This is a genomic window from Thomasclavelia cocleata (assembly GCF_900102365.1).
Taxonomy (GTDB): Bacteria; Bacillota_I; Bacilli_A; order Erysipelotrichales; family Coprobacillaceae; genus Thomasclavelia; species Thomasclavelia cocleata.
The window spans coordinates 72816-97686 of sequence record NZ_FOIN01000004.1; the positions used below are offsets into that span (position 1 = coordinate 72816).

General features: G+C 28.1%; 29 protein-coding genes. 25 read left to right on the forward strand and 4 right to left on the reverse strand.

Translation table 11 applies throughout. From position 1 onward, the window contains the following. Positions 1-45 precede the first annotated feature (45 nt). The 8 genes from BMW96_RS03230 to BMW96_RS03265 all read left to right on the forward strand — a co-directional run bounded on the left by BMW96_RS03230 (position 46) and on the right by BMW96_RS03265 (position 5670). Positions 46-951, forward strand: coding sequence for an alpha/beta fold hydrolase (locus tag BMW96_RS03230; RefSeq protein WP_092352451.1), 906 nt, complete (start codon positions 46-48; stop codon positions 949-951). Next, positions 941-1372, forward strand: coding sequence for a GNAT family N-acetyltransferase (locus tag BMW96_RS03235; protein WP_092352453.1), 432 nt, complete (start codon positions 941-943; stop codon positions 1370-1372). Before BMW96_RS03230 ends, BMW96_RS03235 begins: the two co-directional genes overlap by 11 nt. Positions 1373-1468: 96 nt before the next feature. Then, on the forward strand, positions 1469-2059 hold the full coding sequence (locus BMW96_RS03240; protein ID WP_092352455.1) for a CDP-alcohol phosphatidyltransferase family protein: 591 nt from the start codon (positions 1469-1471) through the stop codon (positions 2057-2059). Beyond that, positions 2040-2417 carry a hypothetical protein gene (locus BMW96_RS03245; protein ID WP_092352457.1) on the forward strand — a complete coding sequence of 126 codons (378 nt, stop codon included), beginning with the start codon at positions 2040-2042 and terminating at the stop codon, positions 2415-2417. Before BMW96_RS03240 ends, BMW96_RS03245 begins: the two co-directional genes overlap by 20 nt. A gap of 49 nt (positions 2418-2466) precedes the next feature. Then, the gene (locus tag BMW96_RS03250; RefSeq protein WP_092352459.1) at positions 2467-2652 is read left to right on the forward strand and encodes a LiaF transmembrane domain-containing protein; all 186 of its coding nucleotides are present in this window, start codon (positions 2467-2469) and stop codon (positions 2650-2652) included. A 107-nt stretch (positions 2653-2759) separates the two neighbouring features. Continuing rightward, positions 2760-4277: a 2,3-bisphosphoglycerate-independent phosphoglycerate mutase gene (gene gpmI / locus BMW96_RS03255; RefSeq protein WP_092352461.1), complete on the forward strand. Its 1518-nt coding sequence runs from the start codon at positions 2760-2762 to the stop codon at positions 4275-4277. Further along, the gene (locus BMW96_RS03260; RefSeq protein ID WP_092352463.1) at positions 4277-4792 is read left to right on the forward strand and encodes a DUF6568 family protein; all 516 of its coding nucleotides are present in this window, start codon (positions 4277-4279) and stop codon (positions 4790-4792) included. Before gpmI ends, BMW96_RS03260 begins: the two co-directional genes overlap by 1 nt. Before the next feature lie 8 nt (positions 4793-4800). After that, positions 4801-5670, forward strand: a complete 870-nt coding sequence (locus tag BMW96_RS03265; protein WP_092352465.1) for a zinc ribbon domain-containing protein — start codon at positions 4801-4803, stop codon at positions 5668-5670. 38 nt (positions 5671-5708) lie between these two features. Here the strand turns inward: BMW96_RS03265 and BMW96_RS03270 are convergent, their stop codons facing one another. Continuing rightward, entirely contained in the window at positions 5709-6047 is a 339-nt protein-coding gene (locus tag BMW96_RS03270) for a helix-turn-helix transcriptional regulator (protein WP_157796028.1), read from the reverse strand. Between the two features lie 322 nt (positions 6048-6369). Here BMW96_RS03270 and BMW96_RS03275 point away from each other — a divergent pair, with 322 nt between their 5' ends. From BMW96_RS03275 to BMW96_RS03305, 7 genes are all read left to right on the forward strand, one after another. Next, complete coding sequence (locus BMW96_RS03275; RefSeq protein ID WP_092352469.1) at positions 6370-6660, forward strand: hypothetical protein; 291 nt, start codon at positions 6370-6372, stop codon at positions 6658-6660. Further along, on the forward strand, positions 6647-6982 hold the full coding sequence (locus BMW96_RS03280; protein ID WP_092352471.1) for a hypothetical protein: 336 nt from the start codon (positions 6647-6649) through the stop codon (positions 6980-6982). Before BMW96_RS03275 ends, BMW96_RS03280 begins: the two co-directional genes overlap by 14 nt. Positions 6983-7259: 277 nt before the next feature. Then, positions 7260-7640: a hypothetical protein gene (locus tag BMW96_RS03285; RefSeq protein WP_092352473.1), complete on the forward strand. Its 381-nt coding sequence runs from the start codon at positions 7260-7262 to the stop codon at positions 7638-7640. 13 nt (positions 7641-7653) lie between these two features. Next, positions 7654-8121, forward strand: coding sequence for a hypothetical protein (locus BMW96_RS03290; protein WP_092352475.1), 468 nt, complete (start codon positions 7654-7656; stop codon positions 8119-8121). Positions 8122-8140: 19 nt separating this feature from the next. Further along, positions 8141-8467: a DUF5055 domain-containing protein gene (locus BMW96_RS03295; RefSeq protein ID WP_092352477.1), complete on the forward strand. Its 327-nt coding sequence runs from the start codon at positions 8141-8143 to the stop codon at positions 8465-8467. Next, positions 8449-8850, forward strand: a complete 402-nt coding sequence (locus tag BMW96_RS03300; RefSeq protein WP_092352479.1) for a hypothetical protein — start codon at positions 8449-8451, stop codon at positions 8848-8850. The genes BMW96_RS03295 and BMW96_RS03300 overlap by 19 nt, the downstream gene beginning before the upstream one ends. A 136-nt stretch (positions 8851-8986) precedes the next feature. Next, positions 8987-9799, forward strand: coding sequence for a hypothetical protein (locus tag BMW96_RS03305; protein WP_092352481.1), 813 nt, complete (start codon positions 8987-8989; stop codon positions 9797-9799). Positions 9800-10248: 449 nt separating this feature from the next. On the opposite strand, the gene BMW96_RS03310 is transcribed toward BMW96_RS03305, so the two are convergent. The 3 genes from BMW96_RS03310 to BMW96_RS03320 form a co-directional block, all read right to left on the reverse strand. Then, complete coding sequence (locus tag BMW96_RS03310) at positions 10249-10710, reverse strand: coiled-coil domain-containing protein (protein WP_092352483.1); 462 nt, start codon at positions 10708-10710, stop codon at positions 10249-10251. Positions 10711-10886: 176 nt separating this feature from the next. Beyond that, positions 10887-11672 (reverse strand): SHOCT domain-containing protein, encoded by a 786-nt coding sequence (locus tag BMW96_RS14435; protein ID WP_157796029.1) that lies wholly within the window; start codon positions 11670-11672, stop codon positions 10887-10889. Between the two features lie 326 nt (positions 11673-11998). Then, positions 11999-12451 (reverse strand): hypothetical protein, encoded by a 453-nt coding sequence (locus BMW96_RS03320; protein ID WP_092352487.1) that lies wholly within the window; start codon positions 12449-12451, stop codon positions 11999-12001. Positions 12452-12534: 83 nt separating this feature from the next. Here BMW96_RS03320 and BMW96_RS03325 point away from each other — a divergent pair, with 83 nt between their 5' ends. The 10 genes from BMW96_RS03325 (at position 12535) to hisC (ending at position 24864) form a co-directional block, all read left to right on the forward strand. Next, positions 12535-14868, forward strand: coding sequence for a hypothetical protein (locus tag BMW96_RS03325; protein ID WP_092352489.1), 2334 nt, complete (start codon positions 12535-12537; stop codon positions 14866-14868). 15 nt (positions 14869-14883) lie between these two features. Then, complete coding sequence (locus tag BMW96_RS03330) at positions 14884-15249, forward strand: DUF6711 family protein (protein ID WP_092352491.1); 366 nt, start codon at positions 14884-14886, stop codon at positions 15247-15249. Positions 15250-15261: 12 nt separating this feature from the next. Beyond that, positions 15262-17703, forward strand: a complete 2442-nt coding sequence (locus BMW96_RS03335) for a hypothetical protein (protein ID WP_092352493.1) — start codon at positions 15262-15264, stop codon at positions 17701-17703. Continuing rightward, positions 17693-19420: a hypothetical protein gene (locus BMW96_RS03340; protein WP_092352495.1), complete on the forward strand. Its 1728-nt coding sequence runs from the start codon at positions 17693-17695 to the stop codon at positions 19418-19420. Before BMW96_RS03335 ends, BMW96_RS03340 begins: the two co-directional genes overlap by 11 nt. 11 nt (positions 19421-19431) lie before the next feature. Next, a complete protein-coding gene (locus tag BMW96_RS03345) occupies positions 19432-19899 on the forward strand; it encodes a phage holin family protein (RefSeq protein WP_092352497.1) in 468 nt (155 codons plus the stop codon). Between the two features lies 1 nt (position 19900). Beyond that, on the forward strand, positions 19901-20653 hold the full coding sequence (locus BMW96_RS03350) for a C40 family peptidase (protein WP_092352499.1): 753 nt from the start codon (positions 19901-19903) through the stop codon (positions 20651-20653). 292 nt (positions 20654-20945) lie between these two features. Continuing rightward, entirely contained in the window at positions 20946-21794 is an 849-nt protein-coding gene (locus BMW96_RS03355; protein ID WP_092352501.1) for a double zinc ribbon domain-containing protein, read from the forward strand. 222 nt (positions 21795-22016) lie between these two features. Further along, positions 22017-22721, forward strand: a complete 705-nt coding sequence (locus tag BMW96_RS03360; RefSeq protein ID WP_092352503.1) for an alpha/beta hydrolase — start codon at positions 22017-22019, stop codon at positions 22719-22721. 10 nt (positions 22722-22731) lie between these two features. Further along, positions 22732-23691, forward strand: coding sequence for a 6-phosphofructokinase (gene pfkA / locus BMW96_RS03365; protein ID WP_092352505.1), 960 nt, complete (start codon positions 22732-22734; stop codon positions 23689-23691). A gap of 111 nt (positions 23692-23802) precedes the next feature. After that, on the forward strand, positions 23803-24864 hold the full coding sequence (hisC, locus tag BMW96_RS03370; RefSeq protein ID WP_092352507.1) for a histidinol-phosphate transaminase: 1062 nt from the start codon (positions 23803-23805) through the stop codon (positions 24862-24864). Positions 24865-24871 lie beyond the last annotated feature (7 nt).

Here is a 24871-nt window from a genome sequence, read left to right on the forward strand (position 1 = left end):
TAATGATTATAAGTTTTGGTATGTTATAATTAGTGGGGTGATTTAATGGAAAGATTAAAAATAAATTCAAGTTGTGATAATTTACCATTAGATGTTATTATTTCAACTTGTGCTGATCCTAAAGGAATTGTTCAAATAGCTCATGGGATGTGTGAGTATAAAGAACGATATTTAGATTTTATTAATAATTTGAATCAAAATGGGTATATCGTAATTATTCATGATCATCGAGGACATGGTAAAAGTGTTTTAAATGAAAATGATTTAGGTTATTTTTATAATGATGGTGCAAGTGCAATTGTTGAAGATATTTATTTGTTAAGTAAATATATAAAAAATAGATTTAATGATTTACCACTATATTTATTAGGACATTCTATGGGATCATTGATTGTTAGAAACTACATACAAAAATATGATTATGAAATTGATGGATTAATTATTTGTGGGAGTCCTAGTTATAATAAATTAACTAAGGTTGGAAAAGTAGTTTGTAAACTTTTTATGGTAGTTAAAGACGAACGATATTGTAGTAAACTAATGCAAAAGATGTTTTTTGGTGCATTTAATAAAAGATTTGACAAACAGAATGAATGGATCTGTAGTGACAGAAATATAGTAGATGCTTATAATCAAGATCCGTTATGTACTTTTATTTTTACAATTAATGGATTTTATAATTTACTTACATTGATGCAGCGAACATATCAATCAATTGATTATAGTATTAATAGTGAATTACCAATTTTATTTATATCTGGTTGTGATGATCCATGTCTTATAAATGAAAAAGCTTTTAAACAGGCAGTCAATCATATAAAAAATAATGGATATCAGGATGTCAATGTAATACTTTTTGACAAAATGCGACATGAAATTTTAAATGAACAAAATAAACAAGAGGTTTATAATAGTATAATTAACTTTTTAGGAGCTAGAGATGGAAGATAAATTAGAATATAAAATTACTTATGGTAAAGAGGATTTTACAGATGCAAGATTGATTAGACAACATGTATTTGTTGAAGAACAGGGTTTTGAAAATGAGTTTGATGAAATTGATGAGTATGCTTATCATCTGGTTATTTATCAAAATGACAAGGCAATTGCAACAGGTCGAATGTATGAAAAAGATCAAGAAACAATGATTTTAGGACGAATAGCGACAATTAAGGAATGTCGAAAAATAGGACTTGGTAGTAAAATAGTATTAAGATTAGAAAATGAAGCTAAGCAATTAGGTTATATAATTACTCAATTGTCAGCACAACAAAGGGCTCAAGGTTTTTATGAAAAATTGGGTTATCAAACACAAGGGGAGGTCTATTATGATGAGTGGTGTCCTCATGTCACAATGGAAAAATTGTTATAATGTTTTGTTTGAATGTTTAAAATGAATTCTTGATTATAATAAAAAAATTTGACTTATTATAAAAGTAAATTATAATAAGCTAAAAGAGGAATTTATATGGATATGAAAAATAAAGAGAATTTGTTTAATATACCAAATTGTTTATGTTATTTTAGAATTTTATTAATCCCAATATTTTTGTATGTATATTTTGGATCTGAATTTGAGTATCATTTTATTATAGCAGCATTTGTATTAGTGTTATCAGGGATTAGTGATTTTTTAGATGGTTTTATTGCTAGAAAATATGATATGGTTACAGATTTTGGTAAATTAATTGATCCAATTGCAGATAAATTAACACAGTTTACAATTGCAATTACATTATTGTTTAATTATCCTCTAGTATGGCTTTTATTAATAATCATTGTATTAAAAGATGGGATGTTAGGAATTGTGGGTCTTTACTTATATGATTATGGTTTAAAGATTCAAGGAGCTTCATGGTGGGGGAAAATTGCGACTGCTTATTTTTATGTTGTTGTAATTCTTTTGATTAGTTTACATATTCCTAATACTATGTTAAGTACTGTATTGATTATTACAAGTAGTGCTTTAATGCTATTATCTTTTGTATTGTATGGTAAAGAATTAAAATATATGGTTAAGGAAAAAGAAAAACTGATAAATGAACAAAAGAGAAATTAAAGAAGAATGCTATTTAGATATGCTTGAAGATGAGATAAATAGTGTTGAAGCAGTTATTAATCATATAAAAAAGATTAGAAATAAAATAGGGATTTTTGATGAAGCAGTATTACAAAAGGATATTATAAGGGCACAGTTTGATTTAGAATTAGCTTTAGCTAGTTTATGTATTTTACTTAGAAAAATGTCTGAAAATATTTTTATTCATATTGATGTAGAAACAAGAAAGGATATTAACAGTATAATTCATTCAAATAAATTTGAATTTAAAGATAATAAGTTATATGTATATTCTCAAAAAGGAAGAGAATTAGTGAATTTAAATAATTTATTGGTCTTTGCACATTCTATCCTTTAATCGACAAATTCAGTTTGTTGCTTTTGTTATAATAATAAGGGTGATAGAAATGGATTTTCGGAAAAATGCGGGAATAGTTCTAGTTTTTTTAGGAATGATCTTAACAATGGATAGAACCAAGGATTTTCAAGGAATTGTATCAACAATTGCTTATTATATTAAGGGGTATTGGCCGTTAATCTTATGTTTTATTGGTATGTATATTATAACGACCCCCAAAAAGAAGAAAAAATAAAATTAGTATCATAAAAAGTACTAATTTTTTTATTTTCAAAGCATTCTTGTTTGATTATTATAGGTAAACAAGTTATAATGGTTCATGAAAATGGAGGATTAAAAATAATGAAAAAAAGACCAATTGTATTATGTATCTTAGATGGATACGGTTTAAGTAACAGAATTGATGGTAATGCAGTAAAACTTGCAAATACACCAAATATAGATGATTTAATGATGATTTATCCAACTACTACGATTAAAGCTTCAGGAATGCCCGTAGGACTACCTGATGGACAGATGGGAAATAGTGAAGTTGGACATTTAAATATAGGTGCTGGTAGAACTGTTTATCAATCTTTAACACTAATTAATAAAGCAGTTGAAGATGGTACTTTCTATAAAAATGAAGAATTTTTAAAAGCGATTAATAACGCTAAAGAAAATAATACTAAATTACATATTTGGGGATTATTATCAAATGGTGGAGTGCATTCATCAAATGAACACATTTATGCACTATTAAAATTAGCTAAAGAAGAAGGTTTAGAAAAAGTATATGTACATGCATTTTTAGATGGACGTGATGTTGCACCTGATAGTGGTGTTGACTTTGTTAAAGAATTAGCTGATAAAATTGAAGAGATTGGTATTGGGCAAATTGCTACAGTATCTGGTAGATATTATGCAATGGATCGTGATAAAAGATTTGACCGTGTTGAATTAGCTTTTGATGCAATTGTTAATCATAAAGGTGAAAGTTTTGATTGTCCTGTTCAATATGTAAAAGACTCTTATGAAAAAGAAACTTTTGATGAATTTGTAATTCCTGGTTATAATAAAAATGTTGATGGACAAGTTACTGATGGTGATTCAGTAATCTTTGCTAACTTTAGACCTGATAGAGCAATTCAATTATCAACTGTAATGACTAATGAAGGTTTCTATGATTATGCGTTCAATAATGTACCTAAGAATTTAACTTTTGTATGTATGATGAAATATGCTGATAGTGTTAATGGAACAATTGCTTTTGAATTGCCTAAGTTAACTAATACATTGGGTGATTATTTATCAGCAAAAGGAATGAAACAATTAAGAATTGCAGAAACTGAAAAATATGCTCATGTTACATTCTTCTTTGATGGTGGTGTTGATAAAGAAATTGAAGGAGCAACACGTGTATTAGTAAATTCACCAAAGGTTGCAACCTATGATCTTCAACCTGAAATGTCAGCTTATGAAGTTAAAGATAAATTAATTGAAGAATTAGATAAAGATATTCATGATGTTGTAATTGTTAATTTTGCAAACTGTGATATGGTTGGACATACAGGAATAATCCCAGCAGCAATTAAAGCTGTAAGTGTGGTTGATGAATGTGTTGGTGCAGTATATGATAAAATTCTTGAATTAGGTGGAACTATGTTGATTACTGCTGATCATGGTAATAGTGAAATGTTATTAGATGAAGATAATAATCCATTTACTGCACATACAACTAATGAAGTACCTTTGATTTTAACAAACTCTCATTTAGAATTAAAAGAAGATGGTAAGTTAGGGGACTTAGCTCCTACTATTTTACAATTATTAGGATTAGAAATTCCTGCAGAAATGGATGGAGAATCTTTAATTAAGTAATGAAAAAATTACTATGTTTAATTTTATGTTTATTTATGATTAGTGGATGCCAGCAAGCATCCACTAATCATATAAAAAAAGATTCATCTCTTTCAGGGATTCATGAAATAACTTATGAACAATTACAAAAGAAGTTAAAAAGTGATGAGTTATTTGCTTTATATATTGGACGTCCTGATTGTGGTGACTGTAGAGAATTTGAACCAATCTTAACATCATATTTAGAAGAAAATGAGGGTATATATATATATTATTTAAATATTAAAACATTTAGAGATGCATCAAAAAAAGAAGACGCAACTCAAGAAGAAAAGGATTTTTATGAAAATATTCGTGAAAAATTAGATTTTAGCTGGACACCAGTTTTAAAATTAATTAATAAAGGTGAAACAATTAGTGAGTATACTTATTTAAGTGAAGAGTATTATGAAATTAAAGATAGTAAGAAAAAAGAACAGGCTAAAGAAAAATATATCAAAGATTTCAAGACTTGGATGTCAAATATTTATGAGTAGGTGGTTAAATGAAACAATGTCCAAATTGTAAAAAAAATATTCCTGATAGTGCTAAAGTATGTCCACATTGTGGCAATCGTTTAGAAAAAGGTTATAAACCAATGAAGAGAACAAATACATTTTCAAATTCTTTTTATATTATTTTAGCATTATTTTTAATTTTTTCACCAATGATATCAACGATGCTGTTTGGAAGTCTTTTAGGTGAAGCTGTGTCAACTGAAAATGTTATCAATACACCTAAGAATGCTATTACATTAGGTTCTTTAAAAAAAGCAGATATAAAGAGTGAACATACTGAATATTATTTTGGATCATTATCTGACTTTAAAAAATTAGTTACTAATAGTGATAAATATGTTGATAAAATTGAAAAGTTTGAAAATGATTTACAAGATATTATTAATAAATATGAAAAGATAGATTTAAAAAAAGAGTATAGCTTTTATGTAACAGATCAAAATAATGTTTATACTGAACTTAGTTATGAGTTAAATACAGATAATAATGAAATAATAATTGATTTATCTTATGATTTATCTGGTAAGACTAATGGTGTGAATATTAGCCAAAGTATTACTGGTTTAAAAGATTTTGAGTCTTTAAAAGTTAAAGAAGACAGTTATCCATTAATTAAAGAAATTATTACTTTAATTAATGATGATAAAGATTTTAAAAGTTTTAACGAAGCTGGTAAAAAATTTAATGATTTAGAAAATAGTTTTAGTGAACGTAGTAATAATTTAGGTAATTATGGTATTGGAGTTAATGCTTCTGCAGATGACTCTAAAACATCTATGCGTGTATTATCAGCAAATGAAGGATATCGCTTTAAGATTGTATATAGAACAAAAGTGAATTTAGATAAATTAGTTTAAAAAGCAGGTGTAATATCTTTATGATATCGCACCTGCTTTTAATCTTCTTTGTTTGCTATAAAGCTAATATAATCATTAATAGAATTATATTTAGTTTGTGATTCTTGGATAGTTTTAGGGAGTATGATAAAAGATTTTTCCTCTTTTAAAATTGTGTCTAAGCAATAGGGTTTATTTGTATAACCAAGTATATAATCAGCTGAAACATTAAAATATTCAACTAATAATCGTAATGTTTTAAGACTTGGTTCTCTGGTTCCTTGTTCATAAGCAACAATTGTTCTTTTGCTGACATTAATAATTTTTGATAATTCATCTCTAGTTAAATCTTTCTCATATCTTAAATATGATATTCTTTCTCCAGTTATTGTCGACACAATACCACCTCTTATGTATTATAGGATAATATTTAATGAAAAATCGAAATATACACTTAAATGGTCTAAAAAATCATAATCATCACTATATGTGTTATGATATAAAAAAAGAAATTATACTTTTTGATTTTAAATCCGTTTTTATGGATGTTAAAAGTGGATTTTGTAAAACATGAATTTTTAAAATATTATAAAATATAAGTTGGTGATAGGATTAATAGGATAAAAGTCACTGGATATGGAGGTGAGTAAGATAATTAATAAAAGGGAGTAAATCTTTCCTTGATTCACCAATTATAATAATAATAGAGAGGACATAAGGATGAATTTAAAAATTACTAATACAGAAGTAAAATTATTTATTTTAATTAAACAAAAAGAGATGTTTCCAAATAATGATTTTGGAGAAATATTGAAAAAGTATTTATATTATTACCAAAATATTTTAGCTGATTTAGAAGAGGATGAATACATATATTTATTAAATCATTTTTCAAATAATATTCAAAAAAAGGAATTGCTGAATAGTTTAAATGTTAGTGAAGATAAGTATTACTCCGATTTAAGAAAAATAATTAAGAAAGTGTGGGGAATTAGCCGTGGGGAATATTAAATTTAATAGAGAAGAGAAAAATGAAATTGAAATTTTGAAGTGTTTATTACAATTATATACTTCTTGGAAAAAAGAATTAGTAATTTTTAGTGATTCAGAAAAAGAAGAAATAATTAGTAGTTGCATACAAGTAGTTGACAAGATTATTGAAGATTCTAAATTAACTGATGAAGAAATAAATATTATTAATGATACATTAATATATAAAAATGATTCTATAGAAAGAGTAGCTAGAAAATACTTTTATAGTGATAGTGGTCTTAGAAATAAGATTAATATAATTTTAAAGAAAATGTTGGATCAAATAAAAAAAGATAGTTAGAAAATATATTAGGCTGTTGATAAAATGAATTTTATCATACAGCCTTTTATCTTACCTATGTTTTTTAATTTCTTTGATAAATAATCATTAGATTAAAATATGATGGGAATTTATAGATATTTATATTTATTGAAATTTTAAATTTAGAAGAATTAATACTTTAATCTTTTCTGTATAAGAGGTTGCGAATCTTTTATGCTTTTTTATTTTACAATATAAATGAAGTTAGGAGATAACTTCAAAAAAAGGGTAAAAGTGTAAAGGAGGTGTTCAATAAATGAGCGATAATGAACAACAGATTTATATGCAGATAAGTAATAAAATCAAAGAGAAATACTTAGATGCACAAATTACTAATCAAAAGTTGTCTATTAATCAAACTAAATATCCAGCTGTTTCAATTGTTTTAACTAATAATTCAGTATTATCTCAATACAGTACATTTGATCAGATAGAGAGTGTTTGTAATGAAGTGTTTGAATTTGAAGTAGCAAATTCACATGAATCAGGAATGAGTGATGTTAAAGCAATTTTAATGATTATTGATGAACAGATGAATGAGTTTGGCTATTTACGAATCCAGCAAGGTTTGATTGAAGACAAAGAAATTAATGATATTAGAAGATTAGCAAAGTATGAAAAATTAATAACAAAATAAGGAGGACATACAAATGTCAGCAATTGCAATGAGTACAGCAGGTGTAACAGTGAATTATGCAGTAGAAGCTACTGCAGGAACAAGACCAACAACAGGATATATTAAAATTCCTAGCATTAAATCAGTACCAGAGATGAATCCATCTCCTGAAACATTAGAAACAACTGATTTAAGTCAAACTGAGTTTAAAACATATGTAGAAGGTTTAAAAGACTTAGGTGGAGCTTTAGCTTTTCTAGCTAACTTTACTACTGAATTAGAAGAAGCATGGACTACTTTAGTTGAAGCTTATAAAACAGCTAAAGCAAGCGGTAAAGCAGTTTGGTTTGAAATCAAACATCCAGGATTAGAAAAATCAGTTTTCTTTACAGGACAACCTAGTGCAATGGGATTACCAGCTATGGCAGTTAATAGTGTATTAGAAACTAACTTATATATCACACCAACAAATGCCCCAACTTGGCAAGCAAAAACAGAATAATTTTTAGGAGGAAATAAACGTGGCTAAGGTAATTAATTTTACATATAAGGATGTAGATTACACCCTTGAATATACAAGAAAAACATTAGAAAAGATGGAAGCAGATGGAATAGTATTGGCTCAATTAGATAAAAAACCAGTAACTATTTTACCTAAATTATTTCAATATGCCTTCTTTGCACACCATAAAAGAATTTCAAAAATATTGGTTGAAGAAATTTTTGAATTATTTACTGATAAAAATGATATGTACAATAAATTAAGTACAATGGCAATGGATACTTTAAATACCCTATTTGAGGATAATACCTCAAAAAACGCCATCAAGTGGAAAGCCAATTTCTAGAAGAAGAACTTTCCACACAAAATAAATCATATACAGAAATATTCAAAGAAGTATTACCCTTTTATATAAGTATTGGAATGAGTATTGATCAGTTTTATAATCAAGATGTTACTTTAGCTACAGTTTATCGAAAAGCTTATGATATAAAAAATGAGCGAGATAATAATCAGTTATGGCTTCAAGGAATGTATATTTATGATGCTATTAGCACATCAATATATAATGCATTCTGTCGTAAAGCTGGTCAACAAGCTGCTTCCTATACCTCAAAACCCTATCCTATCAATCAAAAGCAACTAGAAGAAGATCATGAAAAAACAGTTGAACGTGAACGTGCGAAAGCAAAGGTATGGATGGAAAATTGGGTTAATGCATATAAATAAGTATGAAGGAATGTTTAAAATAACATTCCTTTTATCATGTTTAATATTTAGAAGAGATTACAAATATTTTAAAATATATATTATTAGTAGTTAGATTAAATGTTTGATATAATTAGTATGAAAGGAAGGGAAAAACATGAAAAAGTTTATATTAGGGATGTGCTGTGTTTTATTATTATGTGGATGTGGTAGTAAAAGAGAGGTGAAGAATTATTATGATGTAGTTGATACTTTTGAAGAATTTGGTTTTAAAGAGGAAAAGGTATCATTGCATTTAAATGGTGGAGCATATTATTTTGAATTAAATGGTGAGAGTTTTGATATGTTTTTTCAGTATGATAGGGAAAAAAATAGAGCCACTGCTGACAGATTATGTTATTATTCTGTAGATGAAGAATCAAGTGTAGAGGTATATAAAAATACTGAATTATCAAGTAATAAAGATTTTGAATATGAGGATGTTGATGAAAAAATAAGAGAGCAGTTAGATAAGTCATTAGATGAAATGGATGTAACTTATGAAGAATTTAGTGGCTGGTGTAAAGATATGATTGCTAAAAAAGATTTTTCAAAATATCTAAAAGATAACTTGACAGGTGTAGATTATCTAGATTATGTTTTTGGTTATGATTTAGAAGTTAAAGAAGTTGATAATACAAGTATCATGATAAAAGATAAGAAATATTGTATTTTAGTAAAGAATGATATCGTATATGCAATTCCTAGAACATATGATTTTATTAGTAGTACTGGTTATATGTATTTACCAGAAGCTAATGCAGGTGGTTATAATCAAAAACAATCTAATTCTATTTATAACTTTGAAACAAATGAAGTTATACAAGGAGAAATGACACAAGAAGATATAAAAGCAGTTAAAGAAATTAAAAAATGGTATGATGGAGTATTAGAAAAACATCATATGACTACTAATGATTTAAAGAAATAAAAAAAGTCCTCCATGTAAATTCATGGGGGATTTTTAAGAAAAATAGGATTTATTTTTCTTAAAAATCTTCAGTAATATCATCTCTTACATTTTAAACTGAAGCAAAACTAATATTTAATTCTTATTATATCTTGACTAATTGAAACATCAGCTGAATTATCACCAGCTAAAGAATTATCAGTTAATTTTAAAACTTTTAATCTAACTTTATATGCTTCATCAGATATGCCATTAAGTTAAGAGCTTTCACTACTATCACATCTAGTTATATTAGTGATTCTAAAGCAAAATAATAAACTAAGTAGTTTTTTCATTTATTATTTCTTCCTATAATTATACTTATTGTTTTGATAAATTCACTATAAAACGGGATAATATGTTAAATATAGTTGAAAATAGTAAAGTAATACTAAATTGATTAATAAAATAATTTATTTAACTATAAATAGTTATTTAGATTTTAAGGTCTCTATTAATGTATCAAATTTATCATTTAATTCTTTATTTTGTTCAATTAATGTATTGAATTTGTTTTCTAATTCTTTGTTTTGATTAATTAACATATCAAATTTATTGTTTAATTCTTTATTTTGTTCTACCAAAGTATCAATGCTTTTTCTACTGCTGGATAATTGATTTAAAATATAAAAATCAAGAAATAAAGAAGCAGTAACAGCATAACTGGTTTTAAGTTCACTCGATGGAAGATCAGGGGTATATAATTGCTTACCTAATAATTTTGAAAAGTTTCTTGTTTTTTCTAAAAACTTTATGTCCTCTTCAGAATTGGTAAAATTAATATCTTTATAAAATTCTCTTAATTTTTTTTCTGCTTCTTGTCTTTCTTTTTCTAGCAGTTGCTTCTCTTTATCCTTTTGTAGTATCTCGTTTTCTGAACGAAATAGTTTCATACAAATCCCTCCTCAACTATCATAAGTAGATTATAAACTAAGAAGGTGTAAAAATAAATGCTTATAAATATGTTGTGACTCTTTTAGAAATTTTTATTTTACAATATATAAATAGGATTATTAAATGTTATCAGGAATAAAAAAAGAATGTACAAAAGTGCATTCCTGAATAATTATTATAATCCTAATAACTGTTTCTTTTTAGTATCAAATTCTTCTTGAGTTATTATTCCTATTTGTAATAATTCATGTAATTTCTTTAGTTCTTCTAATGGGATGGAATTATCATCGGGAGCAGTATTATTTTTAGAATTCATACAGCAAATATTTTCAAGAATAGATAAATCTTTTTGGCATTGCTCTACCATCATTTCTGTCAGCTCATCCTTTTTCTCATCATTTTTTTGAATATAACTTATATATATATGAGGTTGTTCAAATGAATTAAGATTAAGTTTAATACGTAAATCTCTAATGGTTGTAGTTTCTAGTCTAGGCGCTCCCATTGCTCCAATAATTGCACCTGTATCACCAAGAATTGCTTTTCCAGCAAGTGCTTCAATATAGCTGCCAGAGATTATTTTAGTTTCATTTTGAATAAGTTCAAAACTGTTAATATTACTAAAGTTTATATTTATTGAATTACTATTATTTTTTGATTTAGGATAAACAGTTAATATTTTATCATCATCATTTACGATTAAACGGTGGGTATATGGGAGTAAAAATTTGTATATATCATGGCAAATTTCATTATGTTTGGGCATAAAAAGAGACGATAAATATTCTTTTTTGTTAATAAATTTAAAAAATAACCAGCCTTTTTTGCTATTTCTGTATTCCCAAAAGGCAACAGATTCAAGTTCTTCAAAAGGAAATTCATGTCTCTCACCTTTGCGAATGTAAATAGTTTTTTCTCTAACCTCTAGTTCACTAAAAGCGCCTAATTTTATTTTGTACATATTAGTATCACTCTCTTTCATTAATATAGTTTATTAAATAATTATAACATGAAGTATTTAAGGTTTCATTAAAAAAAGATGAGGTAAAAAAATGCTTAGCCTTAGATTATTATTCTATATAGCTATTAATATAAGTATTATTAATAAATAAGAATATGAAAGCATCTATCATTCAGCAATCATGGAGCTGTTTTATAGATGCTTTTATATTTTAAAATAATTTGCTTAATTATAAATGGTAGCGAATCTTTTAGAGGTTTCTACTTTACAATAAAGTTGAAGTTAGAAACTAACTTCAATAAAGTAGAACTACTTTTAATAAATAGCTATTTAGATTTTAAGATTTCAATTAATTGATCAAATTTATTATTTAATTCTTTGTTTTGTTCGATTAGTGTATCAAGTTTATCCTCCAATTTAGCATTTAATTCTTTATTTTGTTTTACCAAAGTATCAATGCTTTTTCTACTATTAGATAATTGATCTAAAATATAAAAATCAAGAAATACTGAAGCAGCAACGGCATAATAGGTTCTAAATTCACCTGATGAAAGATCTGGAGTATAAAAATGTTTGCCTGATAATTTTGAAAAATTTCTTGTTTTTTCTAAAAACTCTATTTCCTCTTTAGAATTGATAAAATCAATATCTTTATAAAATTCTCTTAATTTTTTTTCTGCTTCTTGTTTTTCTTTTTCTAGCTGTTGTTTTTCTTTTTCTATTTGTTGTTTTTCTTTATCATCTTGAAGTACCTCGTTTTCTGAACGAAACAATTTCATACAAATCCCTCCTCAATTATTATAAGTAAATTATAAACTAGGAAGGCATAAAAATAAATAAATATTATAAAGGAGGTGTGTTTATGGATGACACATTATATAAAAATCTTATTAATTCAACACAGGAATTAGAAAATATGTGTAAATTATTATCTAATATAGATGGTGAATTAAAAAAAATAAATGAAACATGTAGTGAACAAAGTAAAAATCCAATCAGTAATATTATAGGAGATGTCTCAAATGTAGTATCAGTAATAAAAGATTTGAAAGATATAGGATCAGGATTAAGTGCAATTGCAGAGAGTGGTGGTGCATTAGCCCCAGTACTTATAAATTTAAGTACTATTATATCAAGTATTGCTCCATATTTATCTTTGATTGCAGTAGTAACAGGTGTAGTGACAGTAATAGGATCATTGATTACAGGTACTGATGAAGCAGCTGATAAAACAGATAAGTATGTAGAAAAATTAAATAAAAAAAGGGAAGCATTACGTGAAAATACCGAAGAATTGAAAAAGAATTCACAATCAATGATTGAAAATACAAAATCAATTCAAACTGATTATGGTTTTACTCTTAGACAAGTAGATGAATTAGTTAAATTAACTGGTGAAGGTGGTTATGCTACTAATCTTGAAAAAGCTAAATATTTAGTAGAACAAATAAATGATGTACTACCTAATAGTGTTAGTATTACTGAAGATGGGAAAATTGCATGGAAAGATAATACTAAAAATGTTCAGGAAAATGCTGATGCAATAAAAGCAGGTATTAAAGAATTAGAAAGAAGAGCAATACTTGAATCTTATGAAAAAGATGCTGCAGAAGCATTAAAAAATCGTGTTGAATATCAAGCTAAATTAACAGCTGCAGAAAAAGATTATAACGATGCAGTTGATGCAGTTGCTGCTGCAGAGGAACGTTACCAAAAAGCAAAGAATGGTAATGGTATAAATGCAAGAAAATATGAAGAAGAAGTAGCGAAAGCAAATAAAAAGTTAGAGGAACAAGAAAAAATTCTTTATGATACACAAAGTCAATTTGCTGCAAATGAAAAGATGATTAATATGTGTAGCTATTCTTATGAATCTTTGGATGGTAATATTGATGCAACTGCTAAATTACATGCTGAGCTGTATACAAAAATAGGTGAAAGAGGAACATCCAGTTGGAAAAGTCTTGGTGAAGCTTTAGTTGATTTAGATCGTCAATATGATGAACATTTAAAAAATGGATTAGATGATTCAAGTGAAGAAATTGAATTAAATACTAAAACTACAGATTTGATTAGACAACAATGTTTTGATAAGGCAGCAGCATTTGATAAATCGTTTGATGAAATGATTCAAACATTAGAAAAAAAAGGTGTTACTTTAACTGAGGAGGAACTAGAAGAATGGAAAAAACAGTATAGTAATTATGAGCAAAATATCAAAAATAAGGAAAAATTACAAAAATTAGGTTTTGATAATATGCTTACCCAGTTAGTAGAAAATAGTGATGCATTTAATGAAAAGGAACAAGAAATTTTAAATAAAGAAATACTAAATTGGGTAGGAAATGCAACAACTAAAGAAGAAATTCAAGCTTTAAATACAGAAACTCTTTTAACAAAATTAAAAGAATCAGGAATTGAACTTAATAGTACTCAAGAGGGTATATTAAATGAGCAATGTGAAATTTGGAAAAATAAGGGGATTGAAAAAATACAAATATTTGATGATACGATTTCGACATTAAATAATGAATTATCTGATGGCTACTCTAATATGAATGAGCAAACAAGATCTAGACTAACTGATATGATTACTATTTTAAGGGATAGTGGTATTGAAGGCGGTGTAGAATTATGTCAAAAATTGGCAAAAAGCCTAGATGATAATGATGGAAAAGTCACAGATGAGACAAAGGAAATTATTAATGAAATGGAGGGGCTGGTACTAGGAGCTAAACTAAAATTAGTATTTGGAGCAGAAGGACCTGGAGAAAAAGCTATATTAGATATGATAACTATCGCAAAAGGAAAAGTAGAAAGTTTGAAATTACCTCTTGGAATGAATGCGGTTATAAGTGTGGCGATAAAATCATTAGAAAATAAAGTTAAAAACGGTAAGGAATTTGCTAATGGTGGATTCCCAGATACTGGTGAATTGTTCATAGCTAGGGAAGCTGGTCCAGAGTTAGTAGGACGAATCAATGGTAAGACTGCTGTTGCTAATAATGATCAAATAGTTTCTGGTATTAGTTCTGGTGTTTATAATGCTATGGTTAGTGCTATGTCAAGAAATCATCGTGCTAATACTACAGTTACTGCTGTTTTCCAAGTTGATGGAAAACAAGTGGCTAAACAGGTAATTAATGCTCATAATAGAGAAGTTATGCAAACTGGTAGAAGTCCATTATTAATATAGGAGGAGGTGTATGAAATGGAAATATTAAAAATAGGAAAAGATTTGTCTGTTAATCCAAGTTCATTGGAGTGGCAAGAATCTGATTTGGATAGTAGTGAAGGATCAGGAAGAAATGTATTAGGTGATATGTTTAGGGATCGAATAACGGTAAAGCGTAAGCTTTCCGTTACTTTCCCACCTATGCTTACAAGTGAAATGTCAAGGATATTAAAAGCAATTGAACCAATATTCTTTGATATTACGTATCCTGATCCTAAAGAGGGTAAGAATGTAACAATGAATGTTTATGTTAGTGATCGAACTGTTCCAGTGTACTGCTTTGATAAAGATGCTAATGAGTGGTTATGGCAAGGGCTTGCAATAGAATTTATAGAACGTTAGGGGGAATAGTTTATGTTGAATATAAGCGATGAATATAAAAATGCGATTGTTTCTCCAATGCGGGAGTTTGTAACTAAAGTTATTATTAATGATCAGGAAATTGATAGTAAGTATCTTAAAGGGATTAAGATAGAAGAGATTAGTTGTAGTGGTGAAATGGTTTCAATTGGAGATGTTTGTAGTAATGCATTTGAATTGGAAATGTTTATTCCTGAAGAAATTATTTCTTTTGAACAGGCAAAAGTAGTGATTAAAAGTGGTTTGAAGCTGGGTGATAAAATTGAGTGGATTGATTTAGGAACATATATTGTAAATGAAGTAGTTCGTGAAGAGTATTTGATTAAATTGAATGGTTATGATGCTATGAAGAGGTTTGATGATATATATGAACCAGAAATTGTTTTTAATGATGAAACAGTGTTTACTGAGGTATTATATGATCTTTTAAGGCAATGTAATGTAAAGTTGGCAAAAATTGATTTAGGTGACTATAGATATATAGTTATTGATCATTATTATGAAAATATTTCATGTAAAGAGTTACTTGGATATTTAGCTGGTTTAATGGGATGTAATGCAAGAATTAATCGTTTTAATGAATTAGAGTTTTATTGGTATAAAGATACTAATCTAATGATTAATGAGGGATTAATTTATCAAGGTAGTTATCAGGAAACTTTAGAGAGTGAGTTTATTATTAATTCATTGACTAGTGGTGATGAAGAACATACATACACATGTGGATCTGGTAAAGGAATAAGTTTTGCTAACCCATATATGACTCAGGAATTACTTGATAAAATCTTTTTAAAGATTGAAGGATTTAGCTATCAGCCATGTACTTTTAAATGGCGTGGTAATCCAAGTATTGAAAATAGTGATGTAATTAGATATATAGATAAAAATATTGTAGTAACGAAACAAACATTAATGTTAGATGGTGGTTTTAGTAGTGAAATAGAATGTGTTGGAAAGTTGGAAAATGATGTAGTTATGAATACATCTAGTCCTACAGAAATTAAATTAAATAAGCTTTATAATACACTAACAAATGCTTTTAAACACAGTAGTGAAACTATTTTAGGGATGCATGGTGGTAATTTAATTATTGATGTAAATGATGATGGTAAGCCTAGTGGCTGGACAATCATGAATACTCCTACTTTAGAACAATATACAAAGTTATGGAAATTTACATCAGGTGGTTTAGGTTATAGCGAAAATGGTGGTAAAACATTTAAAAATATTGCTTTTGATATGAATGGTAATTTTAATGCTAATGCTATTACTACTGGGTCATTAGAAGGTGAAATGTTTGAACTTGATTTACGAAGTGGTGTTATTAAGATAGGTAAGAGAGATAGTAGAGGTAATATTAGTAAACCAAGTTTCTATTTAAATGAACAGGGTGAATTAAAAATAACTGCATTTGAGGAATATAAAAATAATAATAATATTTTTATTAGTGATATTGAACCCGAAAATCCTATTGATGATATGAAATGGCTTGATACTTCTAATCATCCTAATATATTAAAAGTCTATGACCAAAATAACTGGATTCCTATAAGTGATTATACAGGTACTATCAATTTCATGAAGGGTGAAATATCAAGTCTAAATACTTCTTTAGATTTAGAATTAGGAAGAATAGATGCTTTAGTAAAAGATTTAACTATTGAGGTTGATGGTGAAGAAGTAAGTTTAAAAGAAACAGTAGAAAATATGGTTCTAGGGTTGGATGGATTAACTAATACTTTAAAAACAACTGGTGGTAATAATCTTATTAGAGATTCAATCGGCTGTTTTAATGATGATTCTTGGGAAGGGGATTTTAATGTTGACTCAACTTCTGAAACTCGTATAAGAAATATGTATGGTTATGCACTTTTATTAAAAAATGGCAGTCTAAAACAGTATATTCAGGTTATCAATGGAACATATACATTGTCATTTATCTATAAAAAACTTATTAATTTGGCTAATATTAAAGTTACTGTTAATGGTGAAGAGATATTATTATCCAACAGTGATTATACAGAATTCAAGCATACGTTTACAGTTACTACTAATTCAGTAGAAATAGAGTTTGTATCAGATACAGATAACTCATGCCCTATAATCAATCTAATGTTAAACAAGGGTGATGAAAAAATGGAATGGACTCTAAACCCGAATGAAACATGGTCTGATACAGTTCAAATTGGACGTGGTATTCGTATATCCAGCAGTGGAACAGATGTAGTGTTTGTTGCAAATGCAGATATTATTGGATTTATGAATAAACAGGGTGAATATATCGCGACATTTGATGATGAGGGACTTGTAGCAAATGCTGCTGTTATTAAAAATAAAGCAACAATAGTAAATTTGCTGATTCAAGATATTAATGATCAGACAGTTATCAACAGAATCAATTCTAATGAAGTGGAGGTAATAGACAATGGCGAATAGCGGAGTATTAGGCGGTGGAGGATATCAGGGACGGTATTTAGAGTTTGCATGGGCTCTGGTAAGTCAGGATATCGCAAGCAATACATCTACTATATACTGGCGTGTTACAGTTGTAGGTGGTTCATCATCATATTATTATCATCATAGAGACTATACAGATGCATTTGGAGAAGTTTTAGTAAACAGTAATAGTAGAACAAAAAGATATAAAGGTGATCTAGCAAATGGATATAAAACCATTCAACATGATGTTAATGGAAATGCTTCTTTTGGGGCACATGTTATAGCAGCAATATATACAAGTTCAGTAAATGAAGATGTGTCGACATCATGGTCACTGCCAACTATCCCAAGACAAGCCCATATTACTAATCTGCCAGCAAGTTTCAATGATGAAGAAAATCCATGGTTTGATTATACTAATCCAGCAAATTGGGAGTTAAAAGCCTGGCTCGAGCCAAATCCAAATGGACCGCATTTATGTGAACGTACTTTTAGACATACTGGAGGAAGATATACATGGGATTTATCTGAGGCAGAGCGTAAACAGTTGCGTCAGGCATGTAAAGGCAACAGCTGTACTATTCGTATTGGGTTATATAGCAACGGGACAACATGGGCGAGCTTCCATGACAGAACTTTTATTATCAAAGATCCAATGCCAATGACAGGCACACCAACATGGCAAAGTACAAATCACCTTGATTTAGTAAATACTGATACAGTTATAAAAGGGTACAGTAGTATAGCAGTAACAGTTCCAAAAGCAACTCCGGTAAAAGAAGCAATGATTAAGCAGTATAAAGTAATCATTGGAGATAAGGTAGTAACAAAACCTGATGAAGGAATATTTGAAATAGAAAATGTAAGTGATAGTATAATTAAGGTTTATGTAGAAGATTCACGTGGAAACACAGTTGAGAAGATATTAAACATAAGTGATTATAGACAGTATACGCTACCAGTAATTACGACATTATCTTTAAGTCGTTTAAAAGGTGGTATTGGTTCTAATGTTACGCTAAGTTACAAAGGAATTTTTTGGAACAATACTTTTGGAAAAGCAAGCAATGGTGTAACTGCACAATATTATTATAAACAACAGGGAGCTAGTACATGGATACAAGGCTTTACAGATATTACTCCAAAGGTTTTTCATTCTGATGAATTTAATGGAGAATATGAAATCAAAGGTGATTTAGAAGCTAGTGGTTTTGATACAAGCAAGAATTATGATTTTAAATTAGTTATTACAGATAAATTAGTTAGTGCAGAAAAAACTACTATTTTATCAAGCGGTATACCTAATATGGCTATACATAGAAATGGTGTAGCATTTGGTGCATTCTATAATCCTGAAGTCGGTGGACCCTTACAGGTGGAAGGAAAAGATATTGCTAAAATCATGAATGATTTATATAAATGGGAGATGATAGGATATGGTAATGCTGGTAAAGATACAACAATAAGAATAGAAAAACCATTTAATGAAATATTACTAACAGTTGGTCCAAATGGTCTTGCATCAGATAATCAGCGTGTTTTAGCAAGTACTGTAATCCCTTCAAGTCATTTGGATTATAATTCATCTGATAGTGATGGATATCATCAGGTTTTTTATAGTACTACGTATCGAGGTGGATTAAATAAAATAGGAGAAAATAGTTATGTTATCAAAAGCTCTGCTGGTGCATTGGTACGAGTATATATAAGATAGGAGGTGTAACGATGATAATTACAAAGATTATCCAAAGTAATCAAGCGATTACTTTAAAGGATGCTGTTATAGGTGCTGTTATTGCGTTTTTTAGTATGATTTTTGGAGAACATTGGATTTTGTTTGCAGTCTTTTTGTTATTTAATATTGTTGATTATATTACTGGCTGGATGAAAGCTAAAATGGCTAATAAAGTAAATTCGACAGCAGGATTAATTGGTGTTTTAAAAAAATTAGGATATTGGATTATGGTTATGGTTTCATTTTTGGCATCAGTTTTGTTTATTGAAATAGGAAATACTTTAGGAATTGATTTAGGGATTACTACTTTATTAGGGTGGTTTGTATTAGCTTCACTAACAATAAACGAACTTAGAAGTATTATAGAAAATTTAGTAGAAACAGGTTATAACATACCTAATATTTTAACAAAAGGGCTAGAAGTGGCAGATAAAATAATTAATGAGGAAAATAAATAAGATGATAATGACAGCAGAACAATTAGTAGAAAAAGTAAAAGAAATAGCTAATAGTGCTACAATATATAAACTAGGAACATTTGGAAATAAAACGATTAATGGTAAAAGACAATGGGATTGTAGTGGTTTGTTAAAAGGAATTTTATGGGGTTATCCTGAAAATGGTAAATATGCATCAAATGGAGTATTAGATCAAAATGCAGATACAATCATTTCAAATTGTTTAGATATAAGCAATGATTTTAGTAATATTATGCCAGGTGAAGTTGTATGGATAAAAGGACATATGGGGATTTATATTGGTGATGGAAAGGTTGTTGAAGCTACACCTAACTGGGATAATGGTGTACAGATCAGTACTTGTGCTAATATTGTTAATGGTGCTAAAAAAAGAAAATGGTTAAAACATGGTAAAAGTCCTTACATTGAATATCTACAAGAAAATATTGTTAATAACTGGATTGCTTGTTTACAGTTAGAATGTAACAAGCAGGGTTTTAGTAATCAAAAGGTTGATGGTATTGCAGGTAAAGTAACATTAGCCAGCTGTCCGCAATTATCAAATAAATCTAAAGGGAAAATTACTGCTTTAGTTCAAGAAAGATTAAATAATTTAGGTTATAATTGTGGAAGTATAGATGGTATAAATGGAGATAACACCCAAAAGGCAATTAAGAAATTTCAACAAGATAATGGATTACAAGTAGATGGTATAGTTGGTAAAAATACTTGGAAGTGTTTGTTGATGATATAGTAAAAAGAATTAGTCTTTAGATAGTTAATAAAGTAGTAACTATACATGTATGGTCACTGCTTTATTTTTTTAATAGGAATGCTAAATCAGTTTACAATAATATTGAAAATTATAAAAAATACGAGTTATGAAATGTATATTCTTTAGTTAAAATCGCTCTATTTTTTATTTGCTTTTTATTAGTAGATGTGGTTTTTTTAATTGATAAATAAAAAATATGTCGCTTGATGGGAAAATTAATGATATAATGTGATTGAGCATAATATATATTTATAGATAGGAGAGAGGTAATATGGCAATGATTAAATGTCCAAAATGTGGGGAAGGTATTTCTGATAAATCTACAACATGTATTCACTGTGGTCATGTTTTAATTGAAGAATCTAAAGTGTTTTGTGAAGAATGTGGTGCAGAAATAGAAAAAAATGAAGAGATTTGTAGTAAATGCGGTTGTCCAGTTAATAAGCAGAGTGAAAATGTTGAACAACAAGAAGTTGAAGGTGCTAAAGCAACATCAGAAAATGGTGTTTCAAAGAAAAAGCTAATAATTGGGATTGTTGCAGTTTTAGCTGTTATTGGAATTATATTTGGAGCAGTATCTATCAATAAACATAATGAAGAACAAAGAGCAAAAGAATTAGCTGAACAAGAAGAACAAAAAGCAAAAGAACTAGCTAAACAGTATGAAAAAAACTTAAATACTATAGTTTATAAAATGTTAAATGGTGCAGCTGATGCAGAGAGTTGCGGAAATAAAATTAAAAAAGTATGGTCTAATACAATATGGGAAGATGATGATCCTGAAACAGATAAATATACTAAAACAAATGGAGTTTTTAATGAAGACTTTAATACTTCATTAACAGCGCTATTCACGGATCCTGATTTTATGAAAACTATTGATGATATTGAGAAGAATCAAAGTGAAGTTAATAAAATTATGAAAGATATGAAAAATCCACCTGAAGAATGGGAAGATGCCTATAATGATTTAAAAGAATACTATGATAATTATCTAATTTTAACTAATTTATGTATAAACCCTAGTGGTAGTTTACAAACATTTTCAACAAACTTTAATGATGCAGATACTGATACAATAAATAGTTTCAACAAAATGAAAACATATTTGGATTATTAAAATTTATTATTTCAACAAAAAGTATAGCCTAGTTTAGGTACTTACTTTAGGGTAAACACTTTAAAAGAGATTTCTTATATTACTGATTAACTCAATGATATTTGAAACTTCTATTTATTATTTATCTATTATTGAGTAAGAGCTTTAACTTAGCTATACTCTTTTTATTTGTTTAAAAAGTTAATTATATGTTATAATCGCTGATATGAAAGTGGTGAGAGAATGAAAAAGAAATATACTAAGATAGATAATATTCCAGCAATTATCTGGGGAGAAGATAGTTCAAAAGTTTTTATTGCAATTCATGGCAACCAATCGAACAAAGAAGATGTTGTAATTGAGATATTAGCCAAGATAGTGGTCAATAAAGGTTATCAGGTAATTAGTTTTGATTTACCAAAACATGGAGATAGAATATTTGATGATACTTTGTGTAAAGTTCAAAATTGTGTTGTTGAATTATTAAAAATATATGATTTTGTAAGTGAAAAATATAATGAAATAAATTTATGGGCTTGTAGTTTAGGAGCATATTTTAGTTTAGTGGCTTATCAGGAAATAAAATTTAAACAATGTTTATTTTTATCTCCAGTAGTTGATATGCAAAGATTAATTGAAAATATGATGAATTGGTTTGATATTAGTGAAGAAAAGTTAAAGGAATTAATGGTTATTGAATTACCAATTGGTGAAACTTTATATTATGATTATTATTGTTATGTTAGAGATCATTCAATTATTAATTGGAATAATCGAACAATGATTTTATATGGTGAAAAAGATTGTTTATGTGAATATGATTATGTGAAAAGATTTACTGATCGATTTAAATGTGATTTAAGGATTATGAAAAATGGGGAACACTTTTTTCATTTAGATGATCAATTAGAATTTTATCAAAAGTGGTTAGAAGAAAAAATTAAGTGAGGGTTAAGTAATGAAAAAAATTGCAGTATTAACATCTGGTGGTGATGCTCCTGGGATGAATGGGGCAATTAGAGCAATTGTTAGAGTTGGAATTAAAAGAGGGTTTGAGGTTTATGGAGTTTATGGGGGATTTCATGGTTTAGTTGAGGGAAAGATTAAAAAATTAGGGTATAGTGATGTATCGGAAATTTTAGCTAAAGGAGGAACAATTTTAGAATCATCAAGATTACCAGAATTTAAATTAGAGGAAGTTCAGGATAAAGCAATTGATAATTTAAAAGGATATGATATAGATAGTCTAATTGTAATTGGTGGGGATGGAAGTTATCGAGGCGCATTATCATTAAGTAAAAAAGGAATTAACTGTATTGGAATTCCAGGTACGATTGATAATGATATTAATGGTACTGATGAAACGATTGGTTTTCATACTGCATTATCTAATATTATTGATGCTGTTAATAAATTAAGAGATACGTCTAGTTCACATCATCGCTGCTTTGTAATTGAGGTAATGGGTAATAATGCTGATAGTCTAGCACTCTATTCTGCTATTTCATGTGGCAGTGAATTAGTAATTACTCATAAAACAGGTTTTGATGAAGATTTTGTAATTGCTGAAATGATAAAGAATGAAACTGTTTATAATAAACGACATGCAATTATTATTGTTAGTGAAAAAATACTTGATGTTGATAATCTAGCAAAACGGATTAGTGAAGAAACAGGTTTTTCTGGACGAGCGATAGTTTTAGGACATATTCAAAGAGGAGGATCGCCAGTTCCAGAAGATCGTATCTTGGCTTCTAGGATGGCAGGTAAGGCAATAGAATTATTGATAAACAATGAGAGTGGAAAATGTGTATGTTTAAAAAATAGTGAGATTGTTGCTATGGGGATAGAAGAAGCATTAAAGGAAACAAATCAAAGTAAAGAGCTGCTTTATCAATTATTTGAAGATTTAGTATAGTTATTATTAAGATTAAATAGTTAGAAATAATATTAGTAATAAGTATGATTTTGTAAAAGAGTTTGATATAATAGCAATACATTAAGGAAAGACTTTAAGGGGGTAAGATTAATGACTTGGCAAGAAAAATTACGTAAGGTAGAGCCGTATGTGGCAGGGGAACAACCTAAAATTGTAAATATGATTAAACTTAATACTAATGAAAATCCTTATGGACCTAGCTTAAAAATACAAGAGGTGATTAAATCAATAGATATTGATAAGTTAAGATTATATCCAAATAGTGATGCTGTTGATTTAAGAAAGGCTTTAGCCAATTATTATCATTTAGAAGATGAGCAGGTATTTATTGGTAATGGTTCAGACGAGGTTTTAGCATTAACATTTTTAACTTTCTTTAATGGAAAAGAACCAGTTCTTTTCCCAGATATTACATATTCTTTCTATCCAGTATATTGTGATTTATATCAGATGGATTATAAAACAGTTAAGCTGGATGATGATTTTAAAATAAATGTTGAAGATTTTATACAGCCTAATAGTGGTATTATTTTCCCTAATCCTAATGCTCCTACAGGTTTATTAGAAGATTTAGATTTTATTGAAACAGTTTTAAAAAATAATCCAAATAGTATTGTAGTAGTTGATGAGGCATATATTGATTTTGGTGGTGAAAGTTGTATACCATTAATTAATAAGTATGATAATTTGGTTGTGATTCAAACATATTCTAAATCACGTTCATTAGCAGGAATTCGTTTAGGAGTTGCTTTGGGTAATAAAGAAGCTATTAGCCATTTATATGATGTTAAAAATTCATTCAACTCTTATCCAATTGATTATATTACTCAACAAATAGCTTTAGCTAGTATTTTAGATGATCAAGATACAAAACAAAAGTGTGCTAAGATAATTAAAACACGTGAAAAGACAAAACAGAAGTTAAAAGAATTAGGATTTGTAGTTCCTGATAGTTATGCTAATTTTGTTTTTGTTAAACATCCAGATGTTGATGGACAGGAATTATTTATGGCATTGCGTAAAGAAGGGATTATAGTTCGTCATTGGAATAAGGAAAGAATTGATCAATATTTACGTATTACTATTGGTACAGATGACCAAATGGATGCATTGTTGGAATTTTTAGAAAAATACTTAAGGAAAAACAGATAACAATTTT

Excerpts from the sequence above, each read along its gene's own strand:
- BMW96_RS03230 (WP_092352451.1), top strand. The coding sequence starts at position 46 with ATGGAAAGATTAAAAATAAATTCAAGTTGTGATAATTTACCATTAGAT.
- BMW96_RS03235 (WP_092352453.1), top strand. The coding sequence starts at position 941 with ATGGAAGATAAATTAGAATATAAAATTACTTATGGTAAAGAGGATTTT.
- BMW96_RS03240 (WP_092352455.1), top strand. The coding sequence starts at position 1,469 with ATGGATATGAAAAATAAAGAGAATTTGTTTAATATACCAAATTGTTTA.
- BMW96_RS03245 (WP_092352457.1), top strand. The coding sequence starts at position 2,040 with ATGAACAAAAGAGAAATTAAAGAAGAATGCTATTTAGATATGCTTGAA.
- BMW96_RS03250 (WP_092352459.1), top strand. The coding sequence starts at position 2,467 with ATGGATTTTCGGAAAAATGCGGGAATAGTTCTAGTTTTTTTAGGAATG.
- gpmI (WP_092352461.1), top strand. The coding sequence starts at position 2,760 with ATGAAAAAAAGACCAATTGTATTATGTATCTTAGATGGATACGGTTTA.
- BMW96_RS03260 (WP_092352463.1), top strand. The coding sequence starts at position 4,277 with ATGAAAAAATTACTATGTTTAATTTTATGTTTATTTATGATTAGTGGA.
- BMW96_RS03265 (WP_092352465.1), top strand. The coding sequence starts at position 4,801 with ATGAAACAATGTCCAAATTGTAAAAAAAATATTCCTGATAGTGCTAAA.
- BMW96_RS03275 (WP_092352469.1), top strand. The coding sequence starts at position 6,370 with ATGAATTTAAAAATTACTAATACAGAAGTAAAATTATTTATTTTAATT.
- BMW96_RS03285 (WP_092352473.1), top strand. The coding sequence starts at position 7,260 with ATGAGCGATAATGAACAACAGATTTATATGCAGATAAGTAATAAAATC.
- BMW96_RS03290 (WP_092352475.1), top strand. The coding sequence starts at position 7,654 with ATGTCAGCAATTGCAATGAGTACAGCAGGTGTAACAGTGAATTATGCA.
- BMW96_RS03305 (WP_092352481.1), top strand. The coding sequence starts at position 8,987 with ATGAAAAAGTTTATATTAGGGATGTGCTGTGTTTTATTATTATGTGGA.
- BMW96_RS03310 (WP_092352483.1), bottom strand. The coding sequence starts at position 10,710 with ATGAAACTATTTCGTTCAGAAAACGAGATACTACAAAAGGATAAAGAG.
- BMW96_RS14435 (WP_157796029.1), bottom strand. The coding sequence starts at position 11,672 with ATGTACAAAATAAAATTAGGCGCTTTTAGTGAACTAGAGGTTAGAGAA.
- BMW96_RS03320 (WP_092352487.1), bottom strand. The coding sequence starts at position 12,451 with ATGAAATTGTTTCGTTCAGAAAACGAGGTACTTCAAGATGATAAAGAA.
- BMW96_RS03325 (WP_092352489.1), top strand. The coding sequence starts at position 12,535 with ATGGATGACACATTATATAAAAATCTTATTAATTCAACACAGGAATTA.
- BMW96_RS03330 (WP_092352491.1), top strand. The coding sequence starts at position 14,884 with ATGGAAATATTAAAAATAGGAAAAGATTTGTCTGTTAATCCAAGTTCA.
- BMW96_RS03335 (WP_092352493.1), top strand. The coding sequence starts at position 15,262 with ATGTTGAATATAAGCGATGAATATAAAAATGCGATTGTTTCTCCAATG.
- BMW96_RS03340 (WP_092352495.1), top strand. The coding sequence starts at position 17,693 with ATGGCGAATAGCGGAGTATTAGGCGGTGGAGGATATCAGGGACGGTAT.
- BMW96_RS03345 (WP_092352497.1), top strand. The coding sequence starts at position 19,432 with ATGATAATTACAAAGATTATCCAAAGTAATCAAGCGATTACTTTAAAG.
- BMW96_RS03350 (WP_092352499.1), top strand. The coding sequence starts at position 19,901 with ATGATAATGACAGCAGAACAATTAGTAGAAAAAGTAAAAGAAATAGCT.
- BMW96_RS03355 (WP_092352501.1), top strand. The coding sequence starts at position 20,946 with ATGGCAATGATTAAATGTCCAAAATGTGGGGAAGGTATTTCTGATAAA.
- BMW96_RS03360 (WP_092352503.1), top strand. The coding sequence starts at position 22,017 with ATGAAAAAGAAATATACTAAGATAGATAATATTCCAGCAATTATCTGG.
- pfkA (WP_092352505.1), top strand. The coding sequence starts at position 22,732 with ATGAAAAAAATTGCAGTATTAACATCTGGTGGTGATGCTCCTGGGATG.
- hisC (WP_092352507.1), top strand. The coding sequence starts at position 23,803 with ATGACTTGGCAAGAAAAATTACGTAAGGTAGAGCCGTATGTGGCAGGG.